The following is a 12,263-nucleotide window of genomic DNA, read 5'->3' on the forward strand; positions in this document are numbered from 1 at the left end:
GACAACTCATACATCGGAGCCGCCCTTCGATACGTCCTGCGGTTCCCCGGCCCTCGCGACCGGCAGGCCGACGCGGAGCGTTCCGCCGGGGCCAGTGATGTCGGGCACCACGCCAAGGCCGACGAGTTCCTCGAACGCGGCTGTGGAGGCCAGTTCACGCACGTGCACCTGGTATCGGGGAGTGGTGCGGAAGACGTTCTCCTCCGTCTCGTCGTCCTCGACCATGACCAGGAGGCCATGTTCCGTGAGAAATCGCAGAGCGCGGGAGGTCATCCCACGGGTCGAATTGGGTGCGGCGCGCTCGTCCTTGGTCTCCGAGACCTGCGGCCGACGGGCGTAGGCCCGCCAGGCTCGCTCAAGCTCTGGGGCGCCCGTCGGGGCGTCCTCGGCGCTCTCGGCCTCCGCCGCACGGCGTCCCAATTTCCGGCAGATCTCCCGTACGGTCTCGTCGACCACCCGTGCCGTGACCCGGCCGATGTAGCCGTCATCGGCCAGGTCGGCGGGGCGGGGAAAGGCCAGCACCGCCACCGCGAGGTGGATGATGCCGTGCAGGGCTCTCTCACCTTCTCCGCGATGGCCTGACCTACGGGCGTAGTCCTCGATCCTCGTTTCGAAGACCGACCCGCTGACGGGAGCGAGCACCATGCCGGTGCCGGGATCCACAGCGACCACATGGAGACCGAGGCTGAGCGCGATCCGTTTCGTCAGGAAGCGGAAGGCGTCGTCCTCGCGATGACGACGGAGGAGGTCCAGGTACTCACGATCCTGCGAAGGATGCAGTCGCGGACGCATGCCGAAGGCCACCAGCTGGGCGGCGCCCTCCGCATCCGAGACCGTGAAGGTGTCACTCATCGCAAAGGTTCCTCGGGAAGAAAGGGCTCGGATCTGGGGCATCGCTCGCGTCAGGGGGAGAGACGATCGGGGCGGAGTAGAGCAGGAGACCGTCTCCGCCGAAATGGGGGTGGTCGAAGCGGTCTCCGGTGGCTACGCCGACAAGCAGCCGGGAGTCGCCGCGCGCGATACTTTCGCCGACATGCGGATTGAAGGCGTTGACCGCCCGGTGCAGGAGCAGGGCCGCTGTGCTGGGCGCGTTGCGCTCGGCTTCGGTCAGCAGGTCGCTCAGCTGCCGGGGGGTGTCGCGGAGGTCGAGCAGAGCGTCGGTGGCGGCCCAGTCCTCCAGGGAGAAGACGGGCTTCTCCGTCGTGTCGGTGAGGTCGGGCTCCGGGATCTCCTCCCCGAGGCGGTCACGTTCCGGCATCGGCCGGAGCAATCGAGTCACCAGGCCGGACAGTTCGAGTACGACAGGGGGTCTGGCGCCGGTAGCTCCCCTGAAGAACTCCTTACCGACGGTCAGCGCGTCACCGAGCGGGAGCCCCAGCGCCGGGGTCAACAGCTGTCCGTGGAGGTCCAGTACAGACCGTACGGGGAGTTCCGCGAACTGCTGCCGGTCCTGCTCCTCCCGGAAAAGGGCGCCCGCCGTCAACAACCTCTGCTGCAACTGCATATGTCGACGGATGCAGTCGCGGACGATCGTGACCAACTCCGCGGCTTTTCGCTTGCGCAGCGGTTCGTCGGACTTGTCCCGGAGCTCACTGATGTTGCTCAGGATGCGATGCTCGAAGTCGTAGCGCTCCTCGATGTGGATCAGCGCATCCGCGAGCAGCTTCGGTACTTCTTGCTCCCAGTCGACCGCACGGATGTCCCGGGAGGTGGCGTCGAGCAGCTGGCGCAGCATCTCCCCGTACTGGACGGTCCGGTAGCGGGCCTGCTCGGCGGCGAGTTTGGCCTCGGCGATCTTGCGTCGCCTGATCAGACTCTCGAGCTTCACCTCCGCCGCGATCTGCGCCGACTCCACATCGGTGTCGAGTGCGCCGACCAGCACGTTGATTGCCTCGTCGGAGGCACGGAGGTAGATCTTTCCGTCCGGGCCCGCCCGTTCGACCAGGAGGTTGAACCGGAAGTCATAGCGCCGGTAGACACCGCTGCGGTCGATGGAACCGATCTTCTCGGCGAAACTCCGGTCCACGGTGCCGACGTTGATCAGGCGCTGGAGCACGTGCCGTGCCACCTTGCTGTGTTCCTCCGCCGTACGTTCCGGAGCCTGGAGGGCGGCGAACCGCGCCACCTGGTCGACGACCTTCTGCTGGTTGGCCCCGGAGTCGAAGTCCATCGAGATGGTGACCTGGTCGATGGTGTGCAGCGCGATCTCCGCCAGCTGGTAGACACTCGCCTCCACCCAGCGCAGGCTCCCCTTGTTCTCGTCCAGAGCCTGGAGAGGGGCCGTGCAGGCGAGCGCTTTGGCTCTGCGTGCCAGGCCGTCATCGGAAAGCTCGACGGAAGCGGGCTCGCGGCTGTCGTTCATGCTGCACCACGCTAATCAAACGGCGGAGCCGGTGGGCTGGAATGGCCCAATGTCACCCGTGGTGAAAGAGCGGTCAGGCTTTCTGCCTCCAGCAGGGGAGTTGGGTGGAAAGTCCATGTCACTGTCTGTCTCGCTCTCCCCTTCTCTTTCCGAGGCCGAAAATCCGCCAACGGGATCACCGGCGGGATCGTGAACTACGGCCTCGCCGGCGTTCCCGCCCCCGTCCCGAGGTCCACCCACAGCTCGATGAACCGGTCGAGCAGGCCCGCCGCCGTCAGGTCGTCCGTCAGCGGCCGGACGGCCAGGTCCGCGTCCGCCAGCTGGAAGGCGCGGCCGACCGGCAGACCGGGGTCGAGCCGCAGGTCGCGATGGTGCAACGCCTCGTCGGCGGCGACGAGTTCGCAGCCCACGACGAGCCGGTACGCCTTACACGCCCGCAAGGTCTGCCGCGCCCCCAGGGACGCGAAGCTGGCCTGCTCCTCCACGCCCCGGGAGAGCACCGCGTGGCCGAGGGAGGCGGGCGCGGAGAAGGGCCGCAGGCGGGTGAAGCCCGGGTTGTTCAGCGTCGAGAGGCGGGAGACCGGCAGCCGGGCTACCTGGGTCACCGCAGCTTGAAGTGGTCTAAATACAAGGAGAGTTGGGCGAGGTAGGAGCAGCTGTGGTGGTAGGCCGCCATGTCGTTGGCCGAGATCAGCGGGTTCTCGGCGGCCGTGTTGATCTCGACCGCGAGGACCTCTTCGAGCGCGTTCGCCGCGTCGTGCGCGGGCCCGTGGATCTGTGGGACCGGCCGTCGGCCGCCGGGAGCCCACCGCTCCTGGAGAAGTCGGGGACCGGGGATGCGCTTCCACGATCACCCTTTCCAGCGGCCCGCGCTTCTGAGTGCCACTGGATCGCGGCGCCACACGTGATGGTGCTGGTGGCCCGCCCGGAGCCCCGGGGTCAGGAGGGCGGAGGTACGCGCAAGGCGAGCAAGGCGGTGTCGTCGCTGGCCCAGCAGTCGTGGTGGTCGGCCAGGGCCGCGCCGATGTCTTTCACGGTCGCTTCCGCGTCCAGTCCGCGCCTGCCGGACTGCGCGGCGGCGAGCTCGGCGTCGCCGAACACCTGCTGCAGCTCGCCGGGCGGTGTGCTGGGGCGGGGACGTGCCTCGCAGGCGCCGTCGATGTAGAGCAGCAGCAGATCGCCGAGGCCAGCCGGAAGCGGACATCGACGAGCCTGACGTGTTCCACGACCCCGAGGAGGGTTCCGGGGGGGGCCTGGTGCACGCTTCCGTCGGCCCGGCGGATGAGGGCGGGGGCCTTCACCGCCACCAGCTGCCATATCGTACTGACGGGCGGCCGGCTTCTTCTCGTGCCTGACGGATCCAGTCGGCAGTGAGTAGGCGGAAAGGGGCGTGGGCCTCGGGCTTCCCCTTACGGCGACGTCCGAAGGCGTCGCTGACGACGGTGTAGACCGAGAAGTCCTGATCTTCCAGGCGGCGCCAGGATCAGATGGCTCGCCGACTCCACTCGTACCATGCTCGCCGGAAGGTCTTCTCCTGCCTCCGCTCCCAACCCGGCGAGGCCGGGGTCTGCGGAGACTTTCGCCTCGGGCGGGATACGCACGACAGCCGCCTCCAGCAGGCGGATCGGCTGCACGAGGGCCGCGAAGGCCCGACGCTCCTCATCGAGGACCGTGGCGAGGCGACTCTGCAGACCGTCGGCCCAGGGGGCGAAGAAGGGGTACTCGGACACGGCCTCGTTGCTCCGTGTCCGGTAGGAGTGCAGCCGACGCCAGTGCTCGTGATGTCGGGAGCGGAAGTTGCGGGCGCGGTCGTATCGCTCCCATTCCTCGCCGTGCCCGGCCTCGTCGTCGTCTTTCTCCTCCTCGTCGCCGGATTCGGTGGCGGGGGGCGGGTACTCGCCGGCGGTGAGGGCGGTGGCGGCGTCACGCTCGGCCTCGAGGTCCTCCTCGTCCTTGGACTCACGGTCGAGCCAGATGGCGAGAGAATCCACTTCGCTCACGGCGGCGCCGAGCGGCAGGATGAGGCTGTCTGTGGGCAGAGGCCACCGACAGCTGGGGCAGAGCCGCGCCACGGCTTCGCCGAACGTCGATCTGGTTCACGGAGGCGGCTGACCGCAGCGTGCGGCACTCGGGGATTCCGTGGAGCTTGCCCTTGCCTGTCGCCGAGACGTGGCAGGTGATGAGGATGCCCCGGGTCAACCCCAGGGGAACCTCAGGTGTAAAGAGGGAACCGAGCATGACATAGCGAAGCTCATCGCGAGTCGAGGACATGCCGGCAGGCTATGCGCGGGCACTGACAGTCCGCCGGCCAATCTGCCCTCACCCTGCGGTGACCAGAGACGCCAGATCGATCCTCACCGCCATGACAGCGATCCTGGGGACCAGTTGGGGACCACACGGTACGCGCGGTGGTGCACGATGCATGCTTCCATGCACAGCTTGTGCCCGGATTAAGTCTGCTATGTCCAGAAAATATCCTCGACCCTCACTCCTGGGGGTCAAGGGGTCGCAGGTTCAAATCCTGTCGTCCCGACTGGAGACAGTCGCAGATCAGGGCCGGTTTCGGAGCAATCCGAAACCGGCCTTTGATCATTTCTGGAGAGGCCGGCGGCGAGCACGGTGCGCGCAGCACGCCGGAGCGGGGCGGGCGCGCCGCCCCGGCAGGGACTCACGCCGGATCGGGCAGGTCCATCAGTGCGAGCCTCGCCGGGTCCGCCATGACCGTGATGTCGGTGATCCGGCCGTCGACGACGGTGAACGCGAGGAGCGAGAGCGGGGTGCCGTCCTCGCGCCAGGAGACGACTCCCGGGAGGCCGCCGACGAGCACCGCGCGCCCCTGTGCGGCCGCGCCGGAGGACAGATGCGCGCTGGCTGCGACCTTGGTGGCGCCGAGGGCGACGACGACGCCGGACGGGGTGTCGACGGTCAGTTTCACCTCGGGGTCGAGAACCCGCAGCAACTCCTCGAAGTCGCCGCGACGCGCCGCCGCCAGGAAGGCCTGGACGACATCTCGCTGCTCCTGCCCGACGCCGGTCGGACGCTCCGCCGTCCGCACCTTCCTGCGGGCGCGGCTGGCGAGCATCTTGGCGGCGGCGGTGGACTTGCAGAGGATGTGACCGATCTCGTCGAACGGCACTGCGAACAGGTCGTGCAGTACGAACGCCAGCCGCTCGCTCGGCCCGAGCGACTCCAGTACGACGAGGAGCGCGAGCCCTACCGAGTCGGCGAGCACCGCGTCGTCCTCGGGAGCGGGACGGTCGTCGAGCGTCACCACGAGCTCGGACAGGCGGTCGTCGTAGGACGCCTCCGGGCGGGTCCGGCGCGACCGCAGGACATCGAGGCTGATCCGGCCGACCACCGTGGTCAGCCAGCCCCCGAGGTTGTGGATGGTCGCCGAGTCCTGGCGGGAGAGCCGCAACCAGGCCTCCTGGACCACGTCCTCGGCGTCGGCGTGCGATCCGAGCATGCGGTGGGCGACCGCCAGCAGCCGGTCGCGCTGGGCCTCGAACGTCTCGGCCATCGTGCCCGTCGGGTTGGTCTCGTCCACGTTGTTACCTTCCTCGGTTCTGCTCCGTCATGGGTGATGACGGGCCCGGAGGGGCGCAGGTAACCGATGAAGGAGCAGGACCGATGGAAGCACGTATGACAAGCCCGGCCGATCCCGACGTGACCACGGCGATCCAGCACCTCTACAAGGCGGTTCACGCCGGGGGCGTCGACCAGCGGCTGCTGGGGCTGGTCCACCTACGAGCCAGTCAGATCAACGGATGCAGCCCCTGTGTGTTCGCCACGACCCGGTCGGCGAAGCAGGCCGGTGAGACGGAGGAGCGGCTGCACAACGTGGTCGCGTGGCGTGACACGCCCTTCTTCAGCGAGGAGGAGCGGGCTGCCCTCGCCCTGACCGAGGCCGCCACCCGGCTTCAGGACGGCGCACCGGGCGTGACCGACGAGATCTGGGACGCCGCCGCCGAGTACTTCAGCGAGGAGCAGCTGGGCGCGATCACGCTGGAGATCGCGCTGACCAACTTCTTCAACCGCCTCAACCGGACGGTCCGGGAGCAGGCCGGCAAGACCTGGTGAGCCGGGCGGTCACCTCGAAGACCGGCCCGGTGCCGCGGCCTCGGTCGATGTGCTGAGAACAGTTGTTCCGTGGAGAAGTTCCGGTGCGGGAGGCCAAGGCGCTGTTCCGGCTCGGACGTCCTTTCCGGCCTCACGCATCCGCGTGAGGTCGGAAAGGACGACGGCCGGACCGTCAGCGAGTCACGGCTTCCGGGACCGCCGCCGGGTCGGATTCCACCGCACCGGCCGCGGGGGAAGCGGGGATGAGGAAGGACGCGATGAGCCCGAGGAGGACGAATCCGGCGGCGACGTAACCGCCGAGAACCACGCCGTCCGTCATCGCGGCGCGGGCCGCGTCCGCGACGGAGACCGTCTGCGGGTTCGCGGCCAGCGGGCCGATCGCGGCTCCCGCGCTGTCGGTGACGGCCCCGGTGAGCTGGCCCGCCTCGCCGGCGGGTAGGCCGCTCTCCGTGAGCCGGTCGTTCAACCGGGTGCTCAGCGTGGTGAAGAACACCGTGGTCAGGGCGGCGATGCCGAGCGCGGAGCCGAGCTGCCGGAAGGCGCTCTGAATCCCGGATGCCTGTCCGGAGCTGGCTTCGGGGATGTCGTTGAGGACGACGTTGGTGACCTGGGCGGTCGCGAAGCCGACGCCGATTCCGTAGAGGAAGAGCACCAGGGAGACGGACCACCAGGAGCTGTCCGGGGCGGCGATCAGCCCGATCCCGGCGAGCCCGATGACCTCCAGTGCGAGACCGACGCGCAGCTGGCCCAGCGGGGCGACCTTGGCGGCCATGCCGAAGCTCGCGCCGCTGGCGACGAAGGAGCCGATGGCGACGGGAACGAGGGCCAGACCGGCCTGCAGGGCGCTGTAGCCAAGAGTGAACTGCAGCCACAGCGGCAGGATCGCGACGACACCGAACTCGCCGATTCCGATGATCAGCGTGGCGATGTTGCCGCTCCGGAACGACGCGACGGAGAACAGGCTCACATCCATCAGGACCCGGTCCGCGTCACCCTTGCGGCTCAGGGCGGTCTGCCTCCGCACGAAAGCGAACAGGGCGGCGGCCGACAGGACCAGGGCCACCAGGACGGGCGAGGGGCCGCCGGACCAGGTGAGGCCGAGGACCTCCAGCGGGTGCACACCGACGATCCAACCGTACGTACGTCCCTCGACAAGGCCGAACGCGAGCAGCCCGAGACCGGCGACGGAGAGCAGCGCGCCCGGCACGTCGATACGGCCCCGAGTCCGGGGCGAGGGGGCCATGTACAGGAGTACTCCGGCCCCGACGAGCACGGACAGCGGCACGTTGATACCGAAGGCCCAGCGCCAGGAGGCGTGCTCGGCGAGCCAGCCGCCCAGCAGCGGGCCGAGCGCGGCGGCAGCGCCGATGGTCGAGCCCCACACGGCGAACGCCTGGCCGCGTGCCTTGCCGGTGAACGTCGCCTTCAGCAGGGACAGAGAGGTCGGCAGCAGCATCGCCGCTCCGGCGCCCTGGAGGAACCGCGCCACGATCAGCAGCCCGCTGTTAGGCGCGAGCCCGGCCAGCACGCTGGTCGCACCGAAGACGACGACACCCCCGAGGAAGATCCGGCGGGCGCCGAAGATGTCGGCCAGCCGGCCGGTGAGCAGGAGAAGCGCGGCGAAGACGATCGCGTACGACTCCTGGATCCACTGTGTCTGGGCCGAGGTGGCGTCCAGGTCCTCGATGACCGAGGGGACGATCACGTTCACGATCGTGGTGTCCACCACGATCAGTGCCACCCCCAGCGCGATCGCGATCAGGCCGAGCCACCGACGGGTGGCGGTCGGTTCACGCACAAGAAGTCCTTCCATCGTGGAATAGTTCCATAAAGAAAGTAGATTCAGGGCGGTAGGTTGTCAAAAGGCCGCAGGTGCGGCGCGGCCCGTGGGGGAGATGCGGGTGCCGGATCTCGGAGGAAGGGTGGCGTTGGCGTTGGCCGTGGAGGACTCGGCGCACAGCGGTGTGGCGGAACAGCGGGAACGGCTGATCGAGGGGCTCCGGGCCTACGGCGGCCACTTCACCGAACTGAGTCGCCTCTTCGCCGACTGGCTGGGCCTGCACTCCACGGACGCCGCCGCACTGCTGGAGGTCGCCGCGGCGGAGGAGCGGGGCGCCCCGCTGTCCCCGGCCCGCCTCAGCGAGCGGATCCTGCTCTCCCCGAGCGCGACGACCGCTCTGCTCAACCGACTCGAACAGGCCGGGCACATCATCCGCAGCCGGGAACACACCGACCGCCGGGTCATCACCCTGCGCAGCAGCGCGTATGTCCAGGAGCGCGCCGACGAGTTCTTCCAGCCGCTGGGCGTCCGCCTGGACGCCGTGCTGGCCGGGCATCCGCCGGACGTGCTAGCCGGCTTCGAGGCCCTGCTCGCCGACCTGAGCACGAGCATGAACACGTACATCGCCGAGCGGACGGAGAAGACCTGATGCCCACGTGGCCCGTCCTCCACGGCCGCGCGTTCGGATCGGCCGTCACCACGCGCTGCGCGTTCGGATCGGCCGTCACCACGCGCTGCGCGTTCGGATCGGCCGTCACCACGCGCTGCGCGTTCGGATCGGCCGTCACCACGCGCTTCGTGTGACGCGGGTGCGGTCACCTTGCCGACAGCCGCGTCCGCCCGCCGTCGAGGACGGTCGGGCGAATAGTCCGTGAGCGGCCCGAGCCCGGGTGCCGGCGCAGGCTCACCCTCGGCATCCACGCCGGCGCCAGGATCTTCGGGCGCCATCTGGGTGCGGGAGGGCGGACGCCGTCGAGGGCCACTTCACCGCACGGATGAACGCGGTGCCGGGAGCCGCGAAGTGCGGGGCGTGGCCTCGCTGCTGACGTGGGGCCGAGGTCTGTACGCGCTGTCCGCTCCGGTCGGCGCGGGTCTGGCGAGTGCCCTTGGAAGCGTCGAGCCGCTCAACGTCGGGATCGCCGGTGGTGCGGTGGCCGCTGCCGGGAGAAGAAGCGCAACGTCGAGCTGCGCTTCGCTCGGAGGATTGCACGGGGACCCGCCCATCTCCCTCATGCGTGATGCCCGAGCGGTCATCGGCCCGTGGGCGGCGCTCAGCCTCCTTCGAGTTCCCGGCGCACGGTTGCGGCGATGCGGGTCAGCGCGGTCTCCAGGTGGCGGCGCTGAGCGGCGCTGAGCGGATCGAACACGAGCCGCTTCACCTGCGCGACGTGTTCCGGCGCGCTCTCGACGAGCTTCCGCCGGCCGGCGTCGGTCAGGGCGGCCAGCGTGTATCGGCCGTCGGCGGGGTCGGTTCGGCGGGCGACCCAGTCGCGGGCTTCGAACCGATCCATCACCTTCGACAGCCGGGGCTGGGTGCTGTCGCAGAGCCGGGCCAGTTCGCTGAGCCGCATCGTGGCCTCGTCGGCCATGGACAGCTGGGCCAGGACCCCGTACTCGAAGTTGGAGATGCCCGCGTCCCGCTGCAGCTGGCGGTCGAGGGCCGCAGGGAGGGCGATGACGACGGTGAGAAGCGCCTGCCACAGGTCCTGCTGGTCGTCGTCGAGCCAGGGCGACTGAGTATCCATGCGCCCCATCATACTTGCCCGAGCAACTCGGATCACTTGCCTGGGCAACCCTTCGTAGGCTACTTTTTGACTTGCCTCGGCAAGTGAAAATGTTTGCCTAGGCAAGTGAAGGAGTTGATTTCGATGATGGCCACGAGCAGCCTGGCTCGGCCTTTCCCGTCGCGTGCTCCAGCCGCGGCATACGACGACCTGCTCGCCCGGGTCCTGCCACAGGCGCGTGAACAGCGGGTGTGGAATCCCTCCGACGGGCCCCTGCCCAGCCTCTTCGTCAGCCACGGTGCCCCGTTCACTCTCGACGATCCGCGGTGGCTCGGGGACCTCTTCGACTGGGCCTCTTCGATGCCCAAACCCCGAGCTGTCGTCGTCATCTCGGCCCACTGGGAACGGGCGCCGGTCGCGATGTCCCGGGCCGAGGCCGGTACCCCGCTCCACTACGATTTCAGCGGCTTCCACCCCCGGTACAAGACCCTGCCCTACGCGACCCCGGACGCCACCGACCTGGCGCGGCGACTCACGGGCCTGCTGGGGCGGACGCCTGTGCACGAGTTCGCCGACCGCGGCCTCGATCACGGCGCCTTCATCCCGCTCATGGCCATGTATCCCGCGGCCGACGTCCCGGTCGTGCAAGTGTCGATGCCCAGCCTCGACCCCGGCGCCCTGCTCGAACTCGGAGCACGTCTACGGCCCCTGCGCGAAGAGGGCGTCCTCGTGCTCGGCTCGGGCTTCATGACGCACAGCTTCGCCGTCTTCCACCGGCCCGAGCTGGCCGCCGACACCGCGGCCTTCGACGAATGGGCCGTCGACGCCCTCGCCGGCGGCGACATCGACGCCCTCGCCGACTACCGCGCCAAGGCACCCGGCGCCGCGGTCGCCCATCCGACGGCCGACCACTTCGTCCCGCTGCTCCTGGCCGTCGGCGCCGCCGATGACCCGGCCAGTGCCGTGAGCGCCATCGACCGCATGGTGCTGGGCAACTCGACGCGATCGGTGCAACTGACCTGAGCGCCCCGAAGCGCTTCACCGTCCCGCCCGACCGCCTCATCCGTGGGCGGCGGTATCAACACCCTCTGGAGGAAAGTGCCATGAAGGCCATACGTTTCCACGAGTTCGGCAGCAGCGAGGTCCTGCGCTACGAGGACGTCGAGCGTCCGGTCCCCGGCCCCGGCCAGGTGCTGGTGCGGGTGGCGGCCACGTCGTTCAACCCGGTCGACGACCACATCCGCGCCGGCTTCCTGGCCGAGATGATCCCGATCGCGCTCCCGTACGTTCCGGGGCTCGACCTGGCGGGCACCGTCGCTGAACTCGGTTCGGACGTGACCGGCCCGGAGGTCGGCGACCGCGTCGTCGCGATGCTGCCCCTCGACTCCGCAGGCGGCGCCGCCGAGTACGTCCTCGTCCCGGCCGCGTCTCTGGCCCCGGCGCCCCGGACGACCGAGCTGGTCGACGCCGCGGCGCTGCCGCTGACCGGGCTGGCGGCCTGGCAGACGGTGTTCGAGCTCGCCGAGCTGAAGTCCGGTCAGACCGTGCTGGTCAACGGGGCGGGGGGCGCGGTGGGCAGCCTCGTGGTGCAGCTCGCCGTCGACGCGGGGGCCCACGTGACGGCGGTTGACGCACCGCGGCACGCCGACCGCCTTCGGGGCTACGGCGCGGACCGGGTCACCGGCCCCCTCGACCTGGCCGCGGGCCCGGAAGCTGTGGGTGGCCCGTTCCAGGTCGTGGTGAACCACGTTCGTGTCTCGCCGGAGGAGCTGGCGCGGTTGACGCGCTACGTCGCCGACGGCGGGGTATCCGCCAGCACGGCCGGTCCGATCCCCGAGGACCTCGCCCGGGGCGTGCGCAGCGCGAGCCTGTGGGTCCGCAGCGACGGAGCCCAGCTGACCGAGCTGGTCGCCAAGGTGGACGCCGGCAAGCTCCGGGTCCACGTCGCCGCCCACCGCCCGGTGGCCGAGCTGGCCGCCGTCCATGAGGAGGCCGGCGCCGGGCTGCTGCCCGGCAAGACCGTCGTGCTCGCTCCCTGATCGCACCCGATCGGGCCGCCCGCTGCTCGCTTTTCGCGCTTCCGTACGGGCAGCCGGGCCGAGGGGGCCGAGGTTCTCGGCGCCCTCGGCCGCCGGCGTCTCCACTCCCGGTGTGCCGACGGTCGCTCCGGCAGGTCCCATGACGTGGAGGACCGGACCTCGGCGCCACGGCGGGCGCTCCATCCGGGGGTGCCGGCCGCAGGACGCTGCGGAGGGGGCCCGAACCCGTTGTCACTGGGGCCGCTTAGAGTCTCTCCCACTCGTCACGGTGCGTTGCC

General features: G+C 69.8%; 12 protein-coding genes and 1 pseudogene. 5 read left to right on the plus strand and 8 right to left on the minus strand.

Going from position 1 to position 12,263, the window contains the following annotated elements; translation table 11 throughout:
• Positions 1-6 precede the first annotated feature (6 nt).
• The 6 genes and pseudogenes from ACIQRW_RS01360 to ACIQRW_RS01385 form a co-directional block, all read right to left on the minus strand.
• The gene (locus ACIQRW_RS01360) at positions 7-852 is read right to left on the minus strand and encodes a hypothetical protein (RefSeq protein WP_403752679.1); all 846 of its coding nucleotides are present in this window, start codon (positions 850-852) and stop codon (positions 7-9) included.
• Positions 845-2,362: a hypothetical protein gene (locus ACIQRW_RS01365; protein WP_403752682.1), complete on the minus strand. Its 1,518-nt coding sequence runs from the start codon at positions 2,360-2,362 to the stop codon at positions 845-847. The genes ACIQRW_RS01360 and ACIQRW_RS01365 overlap by 8 nt, the downstream gene beginning before the upstream one ends.
• Before the next feature lie 194 nt (positions 2,363-2,556).
• Positions 2,557-3,164: pseudogene (locus ACIQRW_RS01370) on the minus strand (aromatic amino acid lyase); the annotation flags it as partial.
• Positions 3,165-3,301: 137 nt separating this feature from the next.
• The gene (locus tag ACIQRW_RS01375) at positions 3,302-3,679 is read right to left on the minus strand and encodes a SpoIIE family protein phosphatase (RefSeq protein WP_403752685.1); all 378 of its coding nucleotides are present in this window, start codon (positions 3,677-3,679) and stop codon (positions 3,302-3,304) included.
• 92 nt (positions 3,680-3,771) lie between these two features.
• Positions 3,772-4,362: a hypothetical protein gene (locus tag ACIQRW_RS01380; protein WP_403752688.1), complete on the minus strand. Its 591-nt coding sequence runs from the start codon at positions 4,360-4,362 to the stop codon at positions 3,772-3,774.
• 668 nt (positions 4,363-5,030) lie between these two features.
• Entirely contained in the window at positions 5,031-5,882 is an 852-nt protein-coding gene (locus tag ACIQRW_RS01385; protein ID WP_403753454.1) for a sigma-70 family RNA polymerase sigma factor, read from the minus strand.
• A gap of 110 nt (positions 5,883-5,992) precedes the next feature.
• On the opposite strand from ACIQRW_RS01385, the gene ACIQRW_RS01390 reads away from it, so the two are divergent.
• The gene (locus ACIQRW_RS01390; RefSeq protein ID WP_403752691.1) at positions 5,993-6,442 is read left to right on the plus strand and encodes a carboxymuconolactone decarboxylase family protein; all 450 of its coding nucleotides are present in this window, start codon (positions 5,993-5,995) and stop codon (positions 6,440-6,442) included.
• A 172-nt stretch (positions 6,443-6,614) separates the two neighbouring features.
• Here ACIQRW_RS01390 and ACIQRW_RS01395 read toward each other — a convergent pair whose 3' ends face one another.
• Positions 6,615-8,255: a DHA2 family efflux MFS transporter permease subunit gene (locus ACIQRW_RS01395; RefSeq protein ID WP_403752694.1), complete on the minus strand. Its 1,641-nt coding sequence runs from the start codon at positions 8,253-8,255 to the stop codon at positions 6,615-6,617.
• Between the two features lie 82 nt (positions 8,256-8,337).
• On the opposite strand from ACIQRW_RS01395, the gene ACIQRW_RS01400 reads away from it, so the two are divergent.
• Entirely contained in the window at positions 8,338-8,871 is a 534-nt protein-coding gene (locus ACIQRW_RS01400) for a MarR family winged helix-turn-helix transcriptional regulator (RefSeq protein ID WP_403753456.1), read from the plus strand.
• Positions 8,871-9,026, plus strand: a complete 156-nt coding sequence (locus ACIQRW_RS01405; RefSeq protein ID WP_403752697.1) for a hypothetical protein — start codon at positions 8,871-8,873, stop codon at positions 9,024-9,026. The genes ACIQRW_RS01400 and ACIQRW_RS01405 overlap by 1 nt, the downstream gene beginning before the upstream one ends.
• A 467-nt stretch (positions 9,027-9,493) precedes the next feature.
• On the opposite strand, the gene ACIQRW_RS01410 is transcribed toward ACIQRW_RS01405, so the two are convergent.
• A complete protein-coding gene (locus ACIQRW_RS01410) occupies positions 9,494-9,967 on the minus strand; it encodes a MarR family winged helix-turn-helix transcriptional regulator (protein WP_403752700.1) in 474 nt (157 codons plus the stop codon).
• A 123-nt stretch (positions 9,968-10,090) separates the two neighbouring features.
• Between ACIQRW_RS01410 and ACIQRW_RS01415 the strand changes: the two genes are divergently transcribed.
• Both ACIQRW_RS01415 and ACIQRW_RS01420 read left to right on the plus strand, forming a co-directional pair.
• Positions 10,091-10,969, plus strand: a complete 879-nt coding sequence (locus ACIQRW_RS01415; protein ID WP_403752703.1) for a DODA-type extradiol aromatic ring-opening family dioxygenase — start codon at positions 10,091-10,093, stop codon at positions 10,967-10,969.
• A gap of 80 nt (positions 10,970-11,049) precedes the next feature.
• Positions 11,050-11,985, plus strand: coding sequence for an NADP-dependent oxidoreductase (locus tag ACIQRW_RS01420; RefSeq protein ID WP_403752706.1), 936 nt, complete (start codon positions 11,050-11,052; stop codon positions 11,983-11,985).
• The last annotated feature ends 278 nt before the right edge of the window (positions 11,986-12,263 follow it).

The sequence above is a fragment of the Streptomyces sp. NPDC091287 genome (assembly GCF_044768525.1).
Lineage (GTDB): Bacteria > Actinomycetota > Actinomycetes > Streptomycetales > Streptomycetaceae > Streptomyces.

Coding starts and splice junctions, on each gene's coding strand:
- ACIQRW_RS01385 (WP_403753454.1), bottom strand. CDS start 5,882: ATGGCCGAGACGTTCGAGGCCCAGCGCGACCGGCTGCTGGCGGTCGCC.
- ACIQRW_RS01360 (WP_403752679.1), bottom strand. CDS start 852: ATGAGTGACACCTTCACGGTCTCGGATGCGGAGGGCGCCGCCCAGCTG.
- ACIQRW_RS01375 (WP_403752685.1), bottom strand. CDS start 3,679: ATGGCAGCTGGTGGCGGTGAAGGCCCCCGCCCTCATCCGCCGGGCCGA.
- ACIQRW_RS01410 (WP_403752700.1), bottom strand. CDS start 9,967: ATGGATACTCAGTCGCCCTGGCTCGACGACGACCAGCAGGACCTGTGG.
- ACIQRW_RS01420 (WP_403752706.1), top strand. CDS start 11,050: ATGAAGGCCATACGTTTCCACGAGTTCGGCAGCAGCGAGGTCCTGCGC.
- ACIQRW_RS01395 (WP_403752694.1), bottom strand. CDS start 8,255: ATGGAAGGACTTCTTGTGCGTGAACCGACCGCCACCCGTCGGTGGCTC.
- ACIQRW_RS01390 (WP_403752691.1), top strand. CDS start 5,993: ATGGAAGCACGTATGACAAGCCCGGCCGATCCCGACGTGACCACGGCG.
- ACIQRW_RS01415 (WP_403752703.1), top strand. CDS start 10,091: ATGATGGCCACGAGCAGCCTGGCTCGGCCTTTCCCGTCGCGTGCTCCA.
- ACIQRW_RS01365 (WP_403752682.1), bottom strand. CDS start 2,362: ATGAACGACAGCCGCGAGCCCGCTTCCGTCGAGCTTTCCGATGACGGC.
- ACIQRW_RS01400 (WP_403753456.1), top strand. CDS start 8,338: ATGCGGGTGCCGGATCTCGGAGGAAGGGTGGCGTTGGCGTTGGCCGTG.
- ACIQRW_RS01405 (WP_403752697.1), top strand. CDS start 8,871: ATGCCCACGTGGCCCGTCCTCCACGGCCGCGCGTTCGGATCGGCCGTC.